Raw genomic sequence first — 17,924 nt, 5'->3', positions numbered from 1 at the left:
TTAGCTCGCCGGGACGCCGTACCCCTTTGGGTTGCGGCGTCCCTGCGTGCGTGCCGGGCCGGCGGCTGTCAGCGTCGGAAGTGCGCGTCCCCGGCCGCTGGTGCGGCACGTTTGATGCTCTCCAGATGCCCGGGCGGCAACTCGGGAAAATCCTCCGGCCGGAACCAGTCCACGGCGAGGGACACGTCGTCGTTGACACGCGCATCCCCGGAAATGTAGCGGCACCGGAACACCAGGGTCAGGAAGTGGCAGACGTCGCCGTTCGGATAGGTGGTGGGCCCGACGGAGTCCACCGAGACAAGCCGTTCAGCCGCGGCCACGACGCCGGTCTCCTCCAGGATTTCCCGCAGTATGCCCGCGGCAGCCTCTTCCCCGGGCTCCAGAATCCCGGTGATCAGTCCCCATTTGCCGTTGTCCGCCCGCTGGCCTAGGTGTACTCAGCCAGCAGGTTGGTTACATCTGCTGATGGGTGGTCGTCCTCCGAGGGCTGCGTGGTTTCGGCGGTGGTTGTAGAAGTCTAGCCAGCCGGTGAGGGCCTGGGTGCGATGGTTGCTGGAGTCGTAGGCGTTCTTGTAGGCCCAGCCTTCCTGGAGGGTGCGGTTGAACCGTTCGGCTTTGCCGTTTTGCCAGGGGCTGCGGGGTTTGGTGCGCCGGTGTTTGGCGCCGAGGTCCTCCATGACTTTGGAGAAGGCCGCGGACCGGATGTAGGCCAGGGCGTTGTCCGTCATGACCTCTTGCACGGGGGCTCCGTTGGCGGCCATGAACGCTGCGGCGTTGGCCAGGAACGCCGCGCAGGTGGGGCCCTTCTCATCCGGCAGGACCTCGACGTAGGCCAGGCGGGAGTGGTCATCGACGGCCACGTGGACATAGTCATAGCCCAGTCCGCGGCCTCTGACGGCTTCGGACCGGCCGTGGACCCGCCAGCCTCCGCCGTCCGGGATTTTCCCGAGTTTCTTCACGTCGATATGCAGTAGTTCTCCGGCGGTGTCGCGTTCGTAGCGGTGGTCGGTTGCCCGGCCGGCGCGGATGCGTTCGCCGCTGATCGGGTCCAGTTCCCATAACCGGGGCAGCCCGGCCCGGGCGATGATCCGGGAGACCGTGCGGGCCGGGACGTTGCAGCGTTCGGCCAGATCGACCGGGCCCTCGCGGTGCTTTACCCGCGCCTCGAGGACCTCGTCGATTTTCGCCGAGGGGGTGGCGTGCGGGCAGGAACGCGGGCGGGACGAGCGATCCTCCATACCGTCCGAGCCGTGCTCCAGATATCGCCGGAACCACCGGTGGGCGCAGGTCCGCGAAACACCCATTTCCTTGGCCACGTGGGCCACGGGACGGCCCTGAAGAACACGCTGGACAAGAATGCTTCTACCGGCAGGAGTCAGACGGGCATTACGGTGGACCATGAAGACCTCTTAGTCGTTCGGTGAGTGTGGTAACCACCAACCTAAGAGGTCTTCACCCTTTCACCGTGTAACCAACGTCCTGGCTGAGTACACCTAGGAGGACCCTGCCGTCGTCGTCGAACACAACGGCCCGGGCTCCGGGAATCCAGAGGCTCTCATGGCCGATCCTGCCGCGAAGCTTGAGAATGAAGTCGGGGGTAGCCATACCCCCAGCCTAGCCAGCGGACGCTGTAGTCCCCGCCTTAGCCGGCAGGCAGGAGCAGCATGGCCGCCGCGGTGCCGGCCAGCATAAACGGTCCGAAGGGAATGCTCGATTTGACCGTCCCGCGCCGCGAAACGATCAGCGCCAGGCTCCATAGTCCGCCGAGCAGGAACGCAGCGAAGGTCCCGGCAAAAACGTGCTGCCAGCCGAGGAACCCCAGATACATTCCGAGTACCCCGGCGAGCTTAACGTCGCCAAATCCCATCCCCGGCGGATACACGGCACGGAGCAGGAAGTAGAAAACCCACAGCGCCGCTCCCCCGGCCACCACACGCAGTCCGGGCAGCCCGAAGAGTCCGGCACCGCCGTCCGGCACCGCCGCCAGCGCGGGGGCGCCCGCCGCCGTGTGGGCGGCCACCGAACCCAGCAGCAGCGCAGCGGCGACCGCGTAGGCCGGAAACACGATCCGGTCCGGTAGCAGATGGTGCCTGACGTCGATGACGGCGAGCCGGACGGCTGTCACCGCCAGGAAGAGGCACGCCAGCAGCACCAGCCAGAAGGCCAGCGGCGCCACTTCCCCCAGCCCGCCGAGTCGTTGGATCATCCTCGGATGCTACGGGAAATTCCGCTGCCGTGGCCGGGCACGCGCGTAAACTGTGGATATGGCCGGATGGGAAAGTTCGTACGCGCGCGGGCCAAGCGGCCCCGGGGACCCCGGGGAGCAGGCTGCCGCGTTCCGTAACCTGTGCCGTTCCTCGCCATGGCGGTGGCAGTCCCTGCGCTTCGAGTACGTGGACCGTCCTCTCGCCGACGGTTCCGCCGCATCCCTTAACGGCAATCCCCAGGGCCTGGTGCGTGCGTGGCTGCGCCGCCCCGGAGCCCTGCGGCTGGAGTCCGCGGACGGGCTGGTCCTGCAAAGCACCACCGGGATCAATGATTCCCGTGACGTGTTCTACGTCAGCTCGACCAGGAAGACCTGGCTACTGCCGCCCCACCTCGTTACCCCGGTCTACGATGACCGCGGCCTGGTCCGGCGCCGCCCCGAAGCCGCCTACGGCGAGCCAGGCTTCGGCAACGGCCGATTCGCCGCAGCCCTCGACCCGGTGGAACTGGCAGGCAACGCCCCAGTGCCGTTGGAGTTTCCCGCGGCCAACGCCGTGGAGCTTGGCACCATCAAGGACGTGATGCACGAGGGCCGCCCAGCACTGGAATGCACCGTAACCCCGAACCCCGGCTACCGTCCCGGCGACCCCGGGGCGCCGCTGTGCCGGCCAGGGCGCACCCTGGTAAGGATCGACGCCGGCACGGGCGTCTGTGTGGCGAGCCGCTGGCTGGAAGTTGGCGGGCCCGGCCACGAACCGGACGGGTATGGGCATTGGCTCCGGATCCTTGCCGTGGACGAGTACATGCTCGATGACCTGTTCCTCGCCGAGTCCATGAACCTGACGGATGTCCGCAGGCACATTAGTTGGGAAATCCCGGCCGGCTGACGGCGCGTATGACTGGCCGGGTGCGCGCGGCGCGGCTAGGCTTCCCGGATGACTGAACTCGCCCGCTTCTGGCCGCCCTTCGGCCTCACCCTGACCACACCCCGGCTGGTGTTGCGGCCGATCCGGGACGAGGAGATCCCCGCGGCTGCGCAGGCTGCCTTGACCGGCATCCACGAACCGGGCCGCAGCCCCTTCAGCAACCCGTGGGCGGAGGCTCCGGCCGAGGAGCTCGGCCGGAACATGGCCCAGTGGTACTGGCGGTGCCGCGGAAACATGTCCCCGCAGGAATGGACCCTGCTGCTGGGCATCTGGCTCGACGGCGAATTCATCGGCTGCCAGGACATCGAGGCCAAGGATTTCGCCACCCTCAAGACGGTGAGCACCGGTTCCTGGTTGAAGCAGGGCGCGCAGGGCAGGGGGCTTGGCAAGGAGATGCGGGCCGCGGTAGCCCTCTACGCCTTCGACTGGCTCGGCGCGGAGGTCGCGGAATCCGAAGCGGCCCTCTGGAACCAGCAGTCCCTCGGCGTCTCCCGTTCCCTCGGCTACGAACTCAACGGCGTTGCGCGCGCCGCCTGGGGAGGCCGGCGCCAGGAAACCCAGAAGGTCCGTCTCACCCCCGCCACGTTCAACCGCCCCGACTGGACGCTGCAGGTCCAAGGCCACGAACCCACGGCGAAGTACCTGGGGATCCAGAGCTAGCAGAAGCGTGGCAGCGGCGTCCCGCCGTCGCTTAGACACCTCCCGTCGCTCCGCTGCGGTCGCTGGGCGACCTTCGCTTCGCTTTGGTCGGCGATGCGCTCCTTAGCGGAACACCGCAGCCCAGCGACCGAAGCGGGCGGCAACCGTCGTGTCTAAGCGACGGCGAAGGTGCCGCGGCCCGGCGAACCCAGCCACGGCCCCCCGCACAGGCGAGCCAAAGACCGAGGACTTAGATCTCCGCCCCTTCGAGCAGTTCGGTCACCAACGCGGCGATCGGCGAGCGCTCCGAACGGGTGAGGGTGACGTGGCCGAAGAGCGGGTGTCCCTTGAGTGTCTCGACGACGGCGGCCACGCCGTCGTGCCTGCCGACCCGGAGGTTGTCGCGCTGGGCGACGTCGTGGGTGAGGACAATCTTGGAGTTCTGCCCGATCCGGCTCATCACTGTCAGCAGCACGTTCTTCTCGAGCGACTGGGCCTCATCCACGATCACAAACGCGTCATGCAGCGAACGCCCGCGGATGTGGGTCAACGGCATCACTTCGAGCATGCCGCGGTCCATCACTTCCTCCACGACTTCCTGGCTGACCAGTGCCCCGAGCGTGTCAAAGACGGCCTGCGCCCATGGGTTCATTTTCTCCGCTTCGGAACCGGGCAGGTAGCCAAGCTCCTGGCCGCCCACGGCGTAGAGCGGACGGAAGACAATCACCTTGCGGTGTTCCTGGCGCTCCAGGACCGCCTCAAGCCCCGCGCACAGGGCCAGCGCCGACTTCCCGGTGCCGGCCCGGCCGCCGAGGGACACAATACCGACCGCGGGGTCCATCAGCAGGTCGATCGCCAGCCGCTGTTCGGCTGACCGCCCGTGCAGCCCGAAGACGTCCCGGTCACCCCGCACCAGCCGGACCTGTTTGTCAGCCCCTACCCGGCCCAGGGCAGAGCCCCGCGGCGAGAGCAGCACCAGGCCGGTGTTGGTCGGCAGCTCCGCGGCTTCCGGGATGAAGACGGGCTCGTGGCCGTAGAGCGTCGAGACGTCCTGCTCGCTGGCATCAATTTCCGCGACGCCGGTCCAGCCGGAGTCCTTAACGAGTTCGTTGCGGTACTCGTCGGCCTGCAGGCCCATGGCCGACGCTTTGACACGCATTGGGAGGTCTTTGGACACCACAGTGACGTCCCGGCCTTCGTTGGCAAGGTTCTTGGCGACGGCGAGGATCCGGCTGTCGTTGTCCCCGCCGCGGAAGCCGGCCGGGAGCACCTCGGATGAAATGTGGTTCAGCTCCACCATCAGCGTGCCGCCGTCGTGGCCGAGCGGGATGGGGCGGTCGAGTCCGCCGTGCTGGACCCGCAGGTCATCGAGGAGCCGGAGCGCCTTGCGGGCGAAATAGCCGAGCTCGGGATCGTGGCGCTTGCCTTCCAGTTCGGTGATGACGACTATCGGCAGAATCACTTCGTGTTCCGCGAAGCGCAGCAGGGCCCGCGGGTCAGAGAGCAGCACCGAGGTGTCGATCACGAAGCTCCGGGCCGGTTCCGGTTGTGCTGTTCCTTCCCCGGAAACAGCAAGACCGGCTCCAGCGGCGCTCTGCCCTGTACCGGTCTCTGCGGTGGCTCGCTTGGCGCGAGAGGTAGCTTTCTGTCCCTGGTCGCTCGCAACGTCGGGCAGTTGTTCAGAAATAGCCACATCGACTCCAGCCCCGGGGCGTATGCCCGGAATTGTTAGTGGTGAGGCGGCTCGGCCTTGAGGCCGGACACGGCCTCCCATACACCCGGTGCGAACTTCCGCTCCATGTACTGGCCTCCCCGATCAGCCGGCGGCTTGCCTGCTGATGGGATTAACGTACGTCCCGCGGGCGGCGTTTGGTTGTCCATTCCCCGGCGATTCCTGTTGCCATCGGGTGAACACGGGATGACGCGTCAGGAGCCGTAGCGCCGTTGCCTGCCGGCGTAGTCGCGCAGGGCCCGCAGGAAGTCCACTTTCCGGAAGGCCGGCCACAGGGCTTCGCAGAAATAGAACTCGCTGTAAGCACTTTGCCACATCAGGAACCCTGATAGCCGCTGCTCCCCGGAGGTCCGGATCACGAGGTCCGGATCGGGCTGGCCGCGGGTATAGAGGAAACGTGAGATGTCATCAACACTGAGTTCCTCGGAGAGTTTCCCGATGTCCGCACCGCGTCCGACGGCGTCGTGCAGCAGTTCCCGGACGGCATCGACGATTTCACGGCGTCCGCCGTAGCCGACGGCAACATTGACGTGGAGCTTCTCGCGCGCCGGGGTACGGGCCGTGAGCCGGTTGAGCCGGGCGGCGAGGTAATCGGGGAGCAATTCCGGTGCACCCATGGCGTGGACCGAAATCTCGGCGTCCCCGTCCAGCCTGTCCAGCGTGTTGGCAATGATCCCCATCAGCAGGTCCAGTTCTTCGCCGGAACGGCTCATGTTGTCAGTGGACAGCATGTACAGGGTGACCACCTTGACGCCCAGTTCCTGGCACCAGCCGAGGAACTCGTGGATCTTGTCGGCACCGGCCTGGTGTCCCTGGCTGGTTGGAGCGTTGAACTGCCGCGCCCAGCGGCGGTTGCCGTCCACCATGACGCCGATGTGCCGGGGGATGCGTTCCGGGTCCAGGGAGCGCTGTAACTTGCGCTCATAGAAGCCATAGAGGAACCCGGGCATTTCCATCCGGAGTTTCACCTGGCTTCCTTGAAGTACGACGTCAGTGCACAACCTAGGCTACCTGCCGCGGTGCCGGCCGTGGCGCATGAACGTGACGATTCTGCACCGGGCATCTTGTTACTCGAAGGTAACTTACTGCGCCGTAGTTTATTATTGCGGCATGGAAAGCAACAGTCCCGAGCCCCGGCCGGATGAGCCTGCGGAGCGCGGGACCGGCCCGATGGACGACGCTGCCGTGCGACTTGCCGAACTCCTGATGATCAAACCCAAGTGGCGCGGCTGGATCCACACCGTGACGGCTCCGCTGGCACTGGCAGCGGGCCTGGTCCTGGTGCTGCTGGCACCGACGCCGGACCTGAAGATTGCGTCCGCGGTCTACGCCTTCACCGGTGTCCTGTTGTTCGGCATCAGCGCCATCTACCACCGCGGGAACTGGTCAGCGGGCGTAAAGATCGTGTTGAAGCGGCTGGACCATACCAACATCATGCTGGTCATCGCCGGCAGCTACACGCCGCTCGCCTGGGCGCTCCTGGACCGGCCCAAAGCCGAAGTGCTGCTGTGGGTGATCTGGACCGGGGCCATCCTGGGCGTGCTGTTCCGCTTGCTGTGGACGGACGCGCCGCGGTGGCTGTACGTGCCGATCTACATTGCACTGGGTTGCGGCGCGCTGTTCTACCTGCCGGACTTTTTTACCGCCAATGTCGCCGCCGCCGTGCTGATTTGTGCCGGCGGTGCCCTCTACATCACCGGCGCCGTCTTCTACGCGATGAAAAAGCCGAACTTCAGCTATGAACACTTCGGTTTCCACGAGCTCTTCCACGCACTCACGGTTTTTGCTTTCGCGGCGCACTACATCGCCATTGCCATAGCCGTGCTGAGCTAGAGTCCGCATCCACGCCCCGCGGCACCGGGGAGGTGCGCAAGCTGTCTTCGACGACGGCGCCACCCTACGGTGCCGGACCGCGGCTGGGGAGTCGTCAGTGGTTTCCGGGTTCTGCCTTGCCGGTGGTCTCCGGGCTGTCCGCGGGCCGGCCGGATTCACGGGCTGCGGGGGTCTTCGCAGCTCCGTCATTGGCGGCTGCTTCGGCGGCGGCCATGCGTTCCTCCTCCACCTGGGCGCGGTACCGGACCCGGCGGATCCGCCGGACCATGTCCACAATCAGGAGCGCTGTCAGCACCACGATAAAGGCCGTCAGGAGGAACCCGAGCAGGCCGGGCGTGACCTGATCCTGGGAGAGGCCCTCACGCAGTGACGGCGACGGGGCGGGAGCCGGGGAGGTTGCCAGGGCGATAAGCAAGGGATGCACGGTGAGGACCTTCTGTGGGGCTGGTTGGCGGTCCGGCGGGGCGGGACGCGGAGCTGCGTTGGAACGGCTTCCACGACGTCTTCTACACGTCATAGAAAAGCCCTTTAGCTCTATCTTAGCCCGGCGAAGAAGTCCTTTTCCGGCAGTTCCGAGCTAACCCGGGATTGGATCAGCGAGTAGTCCTCCCAGGGCCAGACCCGGCGCTGCATTGCCGGTGTGACGGCGAAGAAGAAGCCTTCCGGGTCAACCTGGGTGCGGTGGGCACGGAGCGCGTCGTCGCGGGCTTCGAAGAAATCCCCGCACTCGATCTGGGTGGTCGTCGGATGGGTGGGCGCCGGCGGGGTGTGGCCTTCCGCGTCGGCTTCGAGCCAGGCAGCGATGCGCTCGGCGTAGGGCGACTGGAGACCGGTTTCCTCCAGCGCCACATGCAGGGCATGGAAACGTTCGGGGCTGAACGCACGGTCGTAGTAGAGCTTGCTCGGCGCCCAGGCTGCGCCGGCCTCCGGGTAGCGGGCCGGGTCACCTGCGGCTTCGAAGGCCTCGACGGCAACACGGTGGGCCATAATGTGGTCCGGGTGCGGGTAGCCACCGTTCTCGTCGTAGCTCAGGATGACTTGGGGCTTGAAGCTGCGGACCAGCCGGACGAGGGGCGCTGCCGCCTGTTCCAGCGGCAGCGTCGCGAAAGAGCCAACCGGCAACGGCGGGAGCGGATCACCTTCGGGCAACCCGGAGTCGACGAAACCGAGCCAGCGCTGGCGGACTCCCAGTACCGCGGCGGCACGCGCCATCTCCAGGTTGCGGGCTCCGGCCATATCGCGTTTGGGGTGCGGCATGGCCGCCATGGCCGGATTCTGGATGTCACCGCGCGAGCCGTCCGTGCAGGTGGCCACCAGGACGTCAACGCCGGCTGCGGCGTACATGGCCATCGTGGCGGCACCCTTGCTGGATTCGTCGTCGGGATGCGCATGGACGGCCAACAGCCGGAGCGGCGCTGACGAGGTGGTGGACGCAGTCATCGTGGACGGCTCCTCTTTCATCTTCAGGGACAGGAATATTGGCGGGCACAACAAGCCGGATCGGCGCCACGGTGAACAGCGCGCCCGATCCACACTAAACTGAAGCAGTGACTTCCAAGGATCAGCCTGCCGCGCCCGCGCCGGTATCTCCCAGCCTAGCCAATCGTTACGGTGGTCAAAAGCCGGCGCTGAGCCGCAAGGCAAAACGCGCCATCCTCGTGCTGGCCCTCGCGGTCGGGCTGGCCTTTTTGGCATGGGTCGCGGCGTCCAACGCGACAGCGAGCGTCACCTCCAAGGACATCGGCTACAGCACCCCGGACGCCACGGTCGCGGAGGTCGATTTTCAGGTCACCAAGGAACCGGGCACGGCAGCGAAATGCGCTGTCAAAACGCTGGATGCCAAGTTCGCCGTCGTCGGCTGGAAGGTCGTGGACATTGCCCCCAATGCCGCCGACGCGGGAACCGACGGCGGGCGCACCACCTCCCACCGCGCCACTGTGCGCACCGAGTCCCAGGCCGTCTCCGGCCTCGTGGACACTTGCTGGATCCCTGACGCAAGCAAATAGCGCAACGTACGGACTCGGTTCGGGAACACGGTGTGATCCAGGCCGCAGCAATCTTTGGTTTATCCAAGGGATTGACTACAATGGATCAATACCTTTGCCCCGCTGAGCTGGTTACTGCGTCCTAAAAGTGGCCACCGTGGCGGGGTCTTTGCTTGTTTGACCATAAAGGAGAAGTCCGTGTCTACCACCAACAGCGCAACTGCAGCTTGGCTTACCCAGGAAGCTTTTGACCGCCTGAAGGCAGAGCTGGACCACCTCTCCGGCCCCGGCCGGGCGGAAATCGTCCAGAAGATTGAGGCCGCCCGCCAGGAAGGCGACCTCAAGGAAAACGGCGGCTACCACGCGGCCAAGGAGGAGCAGGGCAAGATCGAAGCCCGCATCCGCCAGCTGACCGCGTTGCTCCGGGACGCCCATGTGGGCGAATCCCCTGCCGATGACGGAATCGTCGAGCCCGGCATGATTGTTGTTGCCAAAATCGCCGGCGATGAGGAGTCGTTCCTGCTCGGCTCACGGGAGATCGCGGGTGACTCGGATCTTGACGTCTTCAGTGAGAAGTCCCCCCTGGGCGCTGCCATCGTCGGCCACAAGGAGGGCGACAAGCTCAGCTACACCGCCCCGAACGGCAAGGACATCACGGTGGAGATCATCTCCGCCAAGCCGTACGCCGGCTGACCTGCCCTGAACTGCCAGCAGCAAACGACGCCGGCCCTCCCCCACGGGAGGGCCGGCGTCGTTCGTTGCCAGGTTGCCGCTAGTTCGCGCGGGTAGCGGCCCGGGGCGAACGCAAAAGCAGGGCTGCGAGTACTCCGCCGATTGCGCCGCCCAGGTGCGCCTGCCAGGAGATGAACGCCGTCACAGTGGGCAGTACACCGAACAGGATGCCGCCGTAGCTCAGGAAGAGCACCACCGAGAGCAGGATCTGCCACCAGTTGCGGTTGAAAAAGCCGCGCACCAGCAAAAACGCGAGGAGCCCGAAAACCAGGCCCGACGCCCCAACCGTGACGCGCAAACCGCCGATCAGCCACACCGCCGCGCCCGAGGCCAGCCAGCTCAGCGCCAGTGTGGTAAAAAACACCCGCAGCCCTGAGAGCAACACCAGGAAACCGAAGATGATCAACGGAAGTGTGTTGGAGAACAGGTGCGCCAGGTTCGCGTGCAGCAGCGGGAACGTCAGGATGTCCAGGATCCCGTCGGGGCTGCGCGGCCGCAGGCCGAACACGCCATTGAGCGAATGCTGCAGCAGGGTGTTGATGATCTCGATGACGTAGAGCACCAGCACAATCGAACCCACGACCAGCAATCCCGTGCGGGCACGCCCGGCTGTGGTGTCGCCGGCACGCGGCCTGCCGCTGGTGGAGTTAAGCACAGTGGTCCCCTAATGCACAACGATCGGTTGGAAGCCTTCGGCCCGCAGCGCCGCGAGGACTTTCTCGCCGTGCTCGTGGCCCTTTGTTTCCAGGTTCACCGTGATGGACACATCGCCCATACTGATCGAACCGCCCACCCGGGTGTGGTCCAGACCCGTCACGTTGGCGTCGTTCTCGGCGATGATCCGGGCGATCGTCGCCAGTGAGCCGGGACGGTCGTCAAGCATCATCCGGACGGTCATGTACCGGCCGGCGGCGGAGAGCCCGCGCTGGATGACCTTGAGCATCAGCATCGGATCGATGTTCCCGCCGGAGAGCACCACGGCCACGGTGCCGGGATTTTCGATCTTTCCTTCCATCAGGGCAGCAACCCCCACGGCCCCGGCCGGCTCCACCACCATTTTGGCCCGTTCGAGCAGGAAGATCAGCGCCCGGGCGAGGGCGTCCTCGCTGACGGTGACGACGTCGTCGACAAGTTCCCTGATGATGCTGAAGGGCAGCTGGCCCGGCCGGCCGACGGCGATGCCGTCGGCCATCGTGGACACGCGTTTGAGCGGGACTAGGGCGTCCGCGGCGAGCGACGGCGGGTAGGCGGCGGCGTTCTCGGCCTGGACGCCGATGATCCTGATCTCCCGGCCGAGTTCCTTGGCCCTGGCCTTTACGGCCACGGCCACCCCGGCGAGCAGCCCGCCGCCGCCGACGCCCATCAGGATGGTGTCGACCTGGGGCAGCTGTTCCAGGATTTCCAGCCCCACGGTGCCCTGCCCGGCGACGATGTCGACGTCGTCAAAGGGGTGGACGAAAACTGCGCCGGTCTCGTCCGCATAGCGTTTGGCTTCGGCGAGGGCCTCGTCAACATTATGGCCGTGCAGGACCACTTCGGCCCCGTGGCTGCGGGTCGCGGCGAGCTTGGGCAACGCGACGCCGAGCGGCATGTAGATGCGGGCATTGATGCCCAGGCTCTTGGCGGCAACGGCCACGCCCTGGGCGTGGTTGCCGGCCGAGGCCGCCACCACGCCGCGCTTCTTCTCCGCCGGGGAGAGTTTGGCCATCCGGACGTAGGCACCACGGACTTTAAAGGAACCGGCCCGCTGCAGGTTCTCACACTTGAGGAACACCTCGCCGCCGACCATCCCGCCCAGGGCGCGGGAGGATTCAACGGGCGTCCGCGTAATGATCCCGTCGAGCAGCTTCTGCGCCTCCAGGACATCGTCCAGCGTGACGGGCAGGCTCTCCAGGGTGTTCACGAACTAGTCTCCTTCTGTTGGCTCAGTACCGGCATCGTCGCCGCGACCGGCGGCTGCGCCCGGCAGCCGGGCGTCCCTCACGGTGGTATCGGCGCCGGCTGCAGGAACAGGGAAGCCCTGCTGGCCCGCGGTGGCCGACGCACTTTTATGTTCCCACGTTCTGCCCGCAATGTAGCGAATCGACGAGTTTGCTACGGCGAGGATGGGAACGGAGAACAGGGCTCCGGGAATCCCGGCGAGATAGGAGCCTGCGGCGACGGCGAGGATCACGGCCACCGGGTGCAGCGATACAGCCTTGCCCATAACCAGCGGCTGCAGGATGTGGCTCTCCAGTTGCTGGACCAGCAGGACGATGCCCAGCATAATCAAGGCGTTGACCCAGCCGTTGGCGACGAGGGCCAGCAGGACGGCAACGGCGCCGGTCACGAGGGCGCCGATAATCGGGATAAAGGAGCCCAGGAACACCAGCACGCCCAGCGGCAACGCCAGCGGCACACCGATAACTGCCGCACCCACACCGATCCCCACCGCGTCCACAAAGGCCACGAACATCTGGATCCGCGCGTAGCTCACCATCGAGGACCAGCCCACCCGCCCGGCCCCGTCCGTCGCGGGGCGGGCCTGCCTGGGCAGCAGCCGGACAAGGAAGGCCCAGATGCGGTCCCCTTCCAGCAGGAAGAAGATGAGGATAAAAAGCGCCAGGATCATTCCGGCAGCGAAATGCCCGGCGGTGCTGCCGAAGGACAGAGCGCCGTTGAGGATGCTGCTGCTGTTGTTCTGCAAGGCGGCGGTGCCGTCCTGCAGGTACTGGTCGATCTGGGCCGCCGTCAGGTGCAGCGGGCCGTCCGCGAGCCAGACCTGGACTTTTTGGACTCCGGTCAGGGCCTGACTCCACAGTTCGGCGAAACCGGACGTGAGCTGCCGGCCGACGAGTGCCAGGGAACCGCCGATCACACCGATAAAGCCCAGGACGGTGAAGGCGACGGCGAGGCCGTTCGGGACGTGGCTTCTCCGGAGCAGGTCCTTGACCGGGGCCAGCAGCCCGGCGAGGAGGGCCGCAACCATCACCGGAATCACCAGAAAACTGATCCTGCCCAGCAGCCACACGAGGGCACCGGCCACAACAATGATGAGCAAGAGCCGCCAGGACCAGGACGCCGCGATCCGCACGCCGTACGGGATGTCCTCGTCGATTTCCCGGTCCGTGACGGACCGCAGCGGTGCGGCCGGGCCGTGTGTGGTCGGGCCGTGTGTGGTCGGCCGGTTCGGCAAGGCGGCATCGTCAGCTGGCGTCATAGCCCAATGATTCACCAGCGCCGCCCGGATGGGAAACCCGGAGCCCGCTCAGCGCTTGAGGTCCGCGCTGATGCCCCACGTCATCGTGAACGGTTCCCCCGGGTCCAGCCAGCGGAGATTGTCGCCGCTGTTAAAGGCATTGGCCGGCCCGGTCATGGGTTCAAGGGCCACCGCTTTGGTCCGGCCGGGAAATTCGGTAGTGACAAAAACATGGACGTAGCCGCAGTTGGCCTCCTGCCAGAGGGTCACACTTTGGCCGTCCGGCGCGCTGAGCGTGTGGCGGGCGATGCCGCCGTCGAACTCCAGATCCGTGTAGGCAGCATCGATATCCAGTGCCGCGACGGGCCGTCCGGCACGCAGGTCAAAGTCCCCGCTGGCCGGTTCGGTGCTGCGCGGAATGAGCCGGCCGTCCGTCACGAGCCTGGTGCGGGCGCGGACCGTGAGCGTGAGCTCCTCGCTGGGCAGCTCCCCCAACCGGAGATAGGGGTGCGCGCCCAGGACAAAGGGGGCCGGTTCCTGCGAGTCGTTGACGAGGCTCTGCCGCACCACCAGGCCCAGGTCCCCGGCGAGTTCGTAGCGGACCCGGTGGCGGAGCAGGAATGGATAGCCGTGCTGGGGAAAGATCACTGCTTCGAGGGTGACCGAGAACTCCGATTCCTCCACCAGCATGTAAGCGGTGTTGCGCAGCAGCCCGTGGCTGGCGTTGTTGCGCGAGACCTCGGTGATGTCGAGCTGTTGTTTTTTGCCGTTGAGGTACCACAGCCCGTCTTCCACCCGGTTGGCCCAGGGCGCCAGGGTGATGCCGGTGGCACCGGGCGGAATCTCGGCCTCGCCGTAGCTCTCGGTCAACTGGGTGCCGCCGCGGCTGTAGACCCGAAGGCCGGCTGCCAGTTCGGTCACCACGGCCAGGGCGTCACCGCGCCGCAGCTCGTATTGCCTGCCGGAGGCATAACGCCGCGCCCTGCCGCCGCCTGCCGCGGATTCGTTGTGGGGAACGAAGCTCGTCTGATCCATGCGCACCACCGTACAGACCGGCCCGGCAATCCGTATAGCGTGGACCCATGAGCCGCATCACGTTAGCCGCACAGCCATGACCCGGCCGCCGGGCACTGGCGAACTGGCGGCCCGGTTCCACAGCGCGTTCGGGGTGGCCCCCGACGGCGTCTGGCAGGCCCCGGGCCGGGTCAACCTGATCGGCGAGCACACCGATTACAACGAGGGGTTCGTGCTGCCGTTTGCGATCGACAAGGCAGCCCGGGTGGCCGTCCGGATCCGGCCCGATTCGACCCTCCGGCTGCTGTCCACGTTCGGCAACCAGGGAATGACGACGGCGGACGCCGGCGCCCTGGACCGCGGCACGGCCCGAGGCTGGACGAAGTATCCACTCGGTGTGCTCTGGGCACTGCAGCAGCGCGGGCTCCCGGTCCCGGGCCTGGACATCCTCCTGGCCTCGGACGTACCCCGGGGGGCCGGGCTGTCCTCGTCCCATGCCATTGAATGCGCCGTCATTACGGCGCTGAATGAACTTACTGCTGCCGGGCTGGGTGTGGACGAGATGGTGCTGGCCACCCGGCAAGCGGAGAACGACTTTGTCGGCGCGCCGACCGGCATCATGGACCAGACCGCCTCCTTGCGCGGCGCGGCCGGGCAGGCCGTGTTCCTGGACTGCCGGGACCGGAGCTTCCGGCTCGTGCCCTTCGATGCCGAAAGCGCCGGGCTGGTCACGCTTGTGATCGACACCAAGGTGTCGCATTCCCACTTAACCGGCGGCTATGCCGCCCGGCGGGCCGCCTGCGAACTCGGCTCGGAGGTCCTCGGGGTACAGGCCCTTCGCGACGTCGAACTCGAGGACCTGGCGGAAGCTGCTGGACTTCTGGACGACAAGACGTTCCGTCGGGTGCGGCACGTTGTGACGGAAAACAACCGTGTGCTGCAGATCCTCGAGCTGCTCGGCAGCGCCGGGCCCGCCGCGATCGGGCCGGTGCTGGATGCGTCCCACGCCTCGATGCGCGACGACTTCGAGATCTCCTGCGCCGAGCTGGATCTCGCGGTGCACGCCGCCCGTTCGGCCGGCGCCCTCGGCGCCAGGATGACCGGTGGCGGCTTCGGCGGCTCAGCGATTGCGCTCACCCCGGTGGCGGCCCAACGGCAGGTCCGTGCCGCCGTCGAACAGGCCTTCGGCGCTGCCGGTTTTGCACCGCCGGACATCTTTACCGTGCGTCCCGCCGCAGGAGCCCTGCGCCTGGCCTGACCGGAGCGTAGGCTGGGCGCATGCCAGAAGCAGTCATTGTTTCCACTGCCAGAAGCCCCATCGGACGCGCTTTTAAAGGCTCGCTGAAAGATGAGCGGCCCGACGACATCGCTGCCGCCATGGTCGCCGCGGCACTGGCCCGGATTCCATCGTTCGACGCCGCTGATGCCACCGGCCAGGGCCTGGACGATCTCTATCTTGGCTGTGCTGAGCCCAGCGGCGAAGCGGGTTCCAATATGGCCAGGGTGGTCACCATCCTGGCCGGGCTGGACAACGTCCCGGCCGCCACAGTCAACCGGTTCTGCGCCTCCAGCCTGCAAACGCTCCGCATGGCCTTCCACGCCATCAAGGCCGGCGAAGGCCGGGCATTTGTGGCGGCGGGAGTCGAAGCGGTCTCACGGTACCGGGACTGGGCCGGCGCCGGCGAGACGGACGCAAGCACACATAACCCGCTCTTCGATGCGGCCCGCCAACGCACGGCTGCGCGGGCCGCATCGAATACACCGTGGACGGATCCGCGGCTGGGCGGGCGGATGCCGGACATCTACATCGCCATGGGCCAGACCGCCGAGAACGTCGCCACGACGTACGGCATCAGCCGGGCCGACCAGGACGACTGGGCCGTGCTGAGCCAAAACCGCACCGAGGCAGCCATCGCCGCCGGATTCTATGCCCGCGAAATCACCCCCTACACGCGCAGGGACGGCACCGTGATCGACCGGGACGACTCCCCCCGGGCTGCGGTGACCCTTGGCTCGGTCAGCGCACTGCAGCCGGTGTTCCGCGCTGGTGGCACCGTTACTGCCGGGAACGCCTGCCCGCTGAACGACGGGGCCGCCGCCCTCGTGGTCATGAGCGACCGTCGGGCCGCCGAACTCGGGCTGACGCCGCTGGCCCGGATTCTCTCCACCGGCGTCAGCGCCCTGTCCCCCGAGCTGATGGGACTGGGCCCGGTAGAGGCCAGCAGGCGGGCTCTGCAGCTCGCCGGGCTGGGCATCGGGGATATCGACCTCGTGGAACTCAACGAGGCCTTCGCCGTCCAGGTCCTCGCCAGCGCCAAGGAGCTTGGCATCGACCACAGCAAACTCAACGTCAACGGCGGCGCCATCGCGTTGGGGCATCCGTTTGGTATGACCGGCGCCCGAATGATCACCACCCTGTTGAACGGGCTCAGGGAGCGGGATGCCCAGCTGGGTCTGGCCACGCTCTGTGTTGGCGGCGGCCAGGGCATGGCCGTGGTGCTGGAGCGGCTCAGCTGATGCCCTCGGGCCCGGCGCACAAAAAGCGGCCCCGGCGCACAAAAGCGGGCCCCGCCAAGTGAACTGGCTGGGCCCGCTTTCTGAGCTCACGGCGGCCGGTGTGGCCTGACTCTGTTAGTCGTTGCCGCGCAGGATCGCCAGCAGCCGGATGATCTCCACGTACAGCCATACCAGCGTCACAGTGAGGCCGAAGGCGGCGGTCCAGGAGAAGCGCTGCGGGGCGCCGCTGCGGACGCCGGCTTCAATGCTGGTGAAGTCCATGATCAGCGAGAACGCGGCCAGACCGATCGCCAGCACGCCGATAAAAACACCGAGGGGAATGCCGAAGATCTCCACGCTGGTCCGGAGCCCAAACGCCTCCTGGACCGCGCCGGTCCACATCATCACCATGTTGATGAGCGCGAAGACGGCGTAGCCAATCAAGGCAATCATAAAAAAGCGCATGGCCTTCGGTGTGGCCCGAACCTTGCCGCTCCTGAAGAGCACCAGGGTCACAGCGAACACGGAGAGAGTGCCGATCACGGCTTGCAGTCCGACACCCGGGAACATCCCGTCGAGGATCCGCGTCAGGCCACCGAGGAACAACCCCTCGAGTCCCGCGTAGGCGAGGATCAGCGCCGGTGAGGGCTGCTTCTTGAAGGTGTTGACAAGGGCGAGGACAAAACCGCCCAGCGCACCGGCGATCATCAGCGTATAGGCCAAGCCCTCCGCCACCACGAGCGTGACTGCGGCGCCGGCGATCACGGCGCCAAGGCAGACAGCGGTCTTTATGATGACATCGTCATAGCTCATCCGGCCCGTGTCCGCGGGGCCGGCGGCGGGCCGGTTGTACATGTCCTGGAGCTGGTCCTGCGTCATCGCCTGGGGGGACGCGTTCCAGCCGGACCGGCCGTGGGCGCCCTGCCCGAACGCCTGCGGGGCAGGCGGTGCCTGGGTTGCTCCACGGAAGTTCTTTCCGTTGAAGACTGGGTTTCCGCCAAGTGCCATTGAAGCTGTCCTCCATATAAAGGGGTGTGGTGATCCGGTGGTGAACTGTTCGTGTCAGCTAAGTACACGCTACCAATTCCAACCGCTGACGGGCAGCGTTAGTTCCCGCCAGCGCTTGGCTGCAACCCGACTGTGACCTCCCTGCCGCCGGGCCGCGGGCCGCGGGCACCGTCGAC

Annotated in this window: 19 protein-coding genes and 1 pseudogene; 7 read left to right on the top strand and 13 right to left on the bottom strand. The window is 66.6% G+C overall.

Features of this window, described 5'->3' with window-relative positions; translation table 11 throughout:
• Positions 1-68 precede the first annotated feature (68 nt).
• The 4 genes and pseudogenes from QI450_RS03090 to QI450_RS03075 all read right to left on the bottom strand — a co-directional run.
• Positions 69-413, bottom strand: a pseudogene (locus QI450_RS03090) (NUDIX domain-containing protein); the annotation flags it as partial.
• A 24-nt stretch (positions 414-437) separates the two neighbouring features.
• Positions 438-1,400: an IS481 family transposase gene (locus QI450_RS03085; RefSeq protein WP_282468098.1), complete on the bottom strand. Its 963-nt coding sequence runs from the start codon at positions 1,398-1,400 to the stop codon at positions 438-440.
• A gap of 52 nt (positions 1,401-1,452) precedes the next feature.
• Complete coding sequence (locus tag QI450_RS03080) at positions 1,453-1,605, bottom strand: hypothetical protein (RefSeq protein WP_309485668.1); 153 nt, start codon at positions 1,603-1,605, stop codon at positions 1,453-1,455.
• A 37-nt stretch (positions 1,606-1,642) separates the two neighbouring features.
• A complete protein-coding gene (locus QI450_RS03075) occupies positions 1,643-2,206 on the bottom strand; it encodes an A24 family peptidase (protein WP_226773518.1) in 564 nt (187 codons plus the stop codon).
• Between the two features lie 58 nt (positions 2,207-2,264).
• On the opposite strand from QI450_RS03075, the gene QI450_RS03070 reads away from it, so the two are divergent.
• Together QI450_RS03070 and QI450_RS03065 are read left to right on the top strand one after the other, a co-directional pair.
• Positions 2,265-3,092 (top strand): hypothetical protein, encoded by an 828-nt coding sequence (locus tag QI450_RS03070; protein ID WP_226773519.1) that lies wholly within the window; start codon positions 2,265-2,267, stop codon positions 3,090-3,092.
• Between the two features lie 48 nt (positions 3,093-3,140).
• Positions 3,141-3,791 (top strand): GNAT family protein, encoded by a 651-nt coding sequence (locus tag QI450_RS03065; protein ID WP_226773520.1) that lies wholly within the window; start codon positions 3,141-3,143, stop codon positions 3,789-3,791.
• 229 nt (positions 3,792-4,020) lie between these two features.
• Here QI450_RS03065 and QI450_RS03060 read toward each other — a convergent pair whose 3' ends face one another.
• Positions 4,021-5,463 (bottom strand): PhoH family protein, encoded by a 1,443-nt coding sequence (locus QI450_RS03060; protein WP_226773521.1) that lies wholly within the window; start codon positions 5,461-5,463, stop codon positions 4,021-4,023.
• A 233-nt stretch (positions 5,464-5,696) separates the two neighbouring features.
• Positions 5,697-6,458 carry an isoprenyl transferase gene (locus QI450_RS03055; RefSeq protein WP_226773529.1) on the bottom strand — a complete coding sequence of 254 codons (762 nt, stop codon included), beginning with the start codon at positions 6,456-6,458 and terminating at the stop codon, positions 5,697-5,699.
• A 214-nt stretch (positions 6,459-6,672) separates the two neighbouring features.
• Between QI450_RS03055 and QI450_RS03050 the strand changes: the two genes are divergently transcribed.
• On the top strand, positions 6,673-7,335 hold the full coding sequence (locus QI450_RS03050) for a hemolysin III family protein (RefSeq protein WP_226773530.1): 663 nt from the start codon (positions 6,673-6,675) through the stop codon (positions 7,333-7,335).
• A gap of 94 nt (positions 7,336-7,429) precedes the next feature.
• Here the strand turns inward: QI450_RS03050 and QI450_RS03045 are convergent, their stop codons facing one another.
• Together QI450_RS03045 and mca are read right to left on the bottom strand one after the other, a co-directional pair.
• Positions 7,430-7,759, bottom strand: coding sequence for a hypothetical protein (locus QI450_RS03045; RefSeq protein WP_226773522.1), 330 nt, complete (start codon positions 7,757-7,759; stop codon positions 7,430-7,432).
• Positions 7,760-7,869: 110 nt separating this feature from the next.
• Positions 7,870-8,775, bottom strand: coding sequence for a mycothiol conjugate amidase Mca (gene mca, locus QI450_RS03040; RefSeq protein WP_226773523.1), 906 nt, complete (start codon positions 8,773-8,775; stop codon positions 7,870-7,872).
• Between the two features lie 107 nt (positions 8,776-8,882).
• On the opposite strand from mca, the gene QI450_RS03035 reads away from it, so the two are divergent.
• A complete protein-coding gene (locus tag QI450_RS03035) occupies positions 8,883-9,341 on the top strand; it encodes a DUF4307 domain-containing protein (protein ID WP_226773524.1) in 459 nt (152 codons plus the stop codon).
• Between the two features lie 177 nt (positions 9,342-9,518).
• Positions 9,519-10,013, top strand: coding sequence for a transcription elongation factor GreA (gene greA, locus QI450_RS03030; protein WP_226773525.1), 495 nt, complete (start codon positions 9,519-9,521; stop codon positions 10,011-10,013).
• A 79-nt stretch (positions 10,014-10,092) separates the two neighbouring features.
• Here greA and QI450_RS03025 read toward each other — a convergent pair whose 3' ends face one another.
• The 4 genes from QI450_RS03025 to QI450_RS03010 are packed head-to-tail and all read right to left on the bottom strand — an operon-like array spanning position 10,093 to position 14,265.
• Positions 10,093-10,707 carry a rhomboid family intramembrane serine protease gene (locus tag QI450_RS03025; RefSeq protein ID WP_226773526.1) on the bottom strand — a complete coding sequence of 205 codons (615 nt, stop codon included), beginning with the start codon at positions 10,705-10,707 and terminating at the stop codon, positions 10,093-10,095.
• Between the two features lie 9 nt (positions 10,708-10,716).
• A complete protein-coding gene (gene ilvA, locus QI450_RS03020) occupies positions 10,717-11,955 on the bottom strand; it encodes a threonine ammonia-lyase (RefSeq protein ID WP_226773527.1) in 1,239 nt (412 codons plus the stop codon).
• 3 nt (positions 11,956-11,958) lie between these two features.
• On the bottom strand, positions 11,959-13,251 hold the full coding sequence (locus QI450_RS03015) for an AI-2E family transporter (protein WP_282468097.1): 1,293 nt from the start codon (positions 13,249-13,251) through the stop codon (positions 11,959-11,961).
• 48 nt (positions 13,252-13,299) lie between these two features.
• Positions 13,300-14,265 (bottom strand): aldose 1-epimerase family protein, encoded by a 966-nt coding sequence (locus QI450_RS03010; RefSeq protein ID WP_226775033.1) that lies wholly within the window; start codon positions 14,263-14,265, stop codon positions 13,300-13,302.
• A gap of 76 nt (positions 14,266-14,341) precedes the next feature.
• Here QI450_RS03010 and galK point away from each other — a divergent pair, with 76 nt between their 5' ends.
• The gene (gene galK / locus QI450_RS03005; protein WP_226775034.1) at positions 14,342-15,502 is read left to right on the top strand and encodes a galactokinase; all 1,161 of its coding nucleotides are present in this window, start codon (positions 14,342-14,344) and stop codon (positions 15,500-15,502) included.
• 20 nt (positions 15,503-15,522) lie between these two features.
• The gene (locus QI450_RS03000) at positions 15,523-16,761 is read left to right on the top strand and encodes an acetyl-CoA C-acetyltransferase (RefSeq protein ID WP_226775035.1); all 1,239 of its coding nucleotides are present in this window, start codon (positions 15,523-15,525) and stop codon (positions 16,759-16,761) included.
• 114 nt (positions 16,762-16,875) lie between these two features.
• Here QI450_RS03000 and QI450_RS02995 read toward each other — a convergent pair whose 3' ends face one another.
• The gene (locus tag QI450_RS02995; protein WP_226775036.1) at positions 16,876-17,748 is read right to left on the bottom strand and encodes a Bax inhibitor-1/YccA family protein; all 873 of its coding nucleotides are present in this window, start codon (positions 17,746-17,748) and stop codon (positions 16,876-16,878) included.
• Positions 17,749-17,924: the final 176 nt, after the last annotated feature.

This window comes from Arthrobacter sp. EM1, from assembly GCF_029964055.1.
Taxonomy (GTDB): Bacteria; Actinomycetota; Actinomycetes; order Actinomycetales; family Micrococcaceae; genus Arthrobacter.
The sequence above is the reverse complement of the archived record's forward strand: the minus strand, read 5'-3'. Positions and strand labels throughout refer to the sequence as shown.

Excerpts from the sequence above, each read along its gene's own strand:
- QI450_RS03050 (WP_226773530.1), top strand. The coding sequence starts at position 6,673 with ATGGACGACGCTGCCGTGCGACTTGCCGAACTCCTGATGATCAAACCC.
- QI450_RS03010 (WP_226775033.1), bottom strand. The coding sequence starts at position 14,265 with ATGGATCAGACGAGCTTCGTTCCCCACAACGAATCCGCGGCAGGCGGC.
- QI450_RS03055 (WP_226773529.1), bottom strand. The coding sequence starts at position 6,458 with ATGGAAATGCCCGGGTTCCTCTATGGCTTCTATGAGCGCAAGTTACAG.
- mca (WP_226773523.1), bottom strand. The coding sequence starts at position 8,775 with ATGACTGCGTCCACCACCTCGTCAGCGCCGCTCCGGCTGTTGGCCGTC.
- galK (WP_226775034.1), top strand. The coding sequence starts at position 14,342 with ATGACCCGGCCGCCGGGCACTGGCGAACTGGCGGCCCGGTTCCACAGC.
- QI450_RS03075 (WP_226773518.1), bottom strand. The coding sequence starts at position 2,206 with ATGATCCAACGACTCGGCGGGCTGGGGGAAGTGGCGCCGCTGGCCTTC.
- QI450_RS03070 (WP_226773519.1), top strand. The coding sequence starts at position 2,265 with ATGGCCGGATGGGAAAGTTCGTACGCGCGCGGGCCAAGCGGCCCCGGG.
- QI450_RS03080 (WP_309485668.1), bottom strand. The coding sequence starts at position 1,605 with ATGGCTACCCCCGACTTCATTCTCAAGCTTCGCGGCAGGATCGGCCAT.
- QI450_RS03065 (WP_226773520.1), top strand. The coding sequence starts at position 3,141 with ATGACTGAACTCGCCCGCTTCTGGCCGCCCTTCGGCCTCACCCTGACC.
- QI450_RS03015 (WP_282468097.1), bottom strand. The coding sequence starts at position 13,251 with ATGACGCCAGCTGACGATGCCGCCTTGCCGAACCGGCCGACCACACAC.
- QI450_RS03085 (WP_282468098.1), bottom strand. The coding sequence starts at position 1,400 with ATGGTCCACCGTAATGCCCGTCTGACTCCTGCCGGTAGAAGCATTCTT.
- QI450_RS02995 (WP_226775036.1), bottom strand. The coding sequence starts at position 17,748 with ATGGCACTTGGCGGAAACCCAGTCTTCAACGGAAAGAACTTCCGTGGA.
- QI450_RS03000 (WP_226775035.1), top strand. The coding sequence starts at position 15,523 with ATGCCAGAAGCAGTCATTGTTTCCACTGCCAGAAGCCCCATCGGACGC.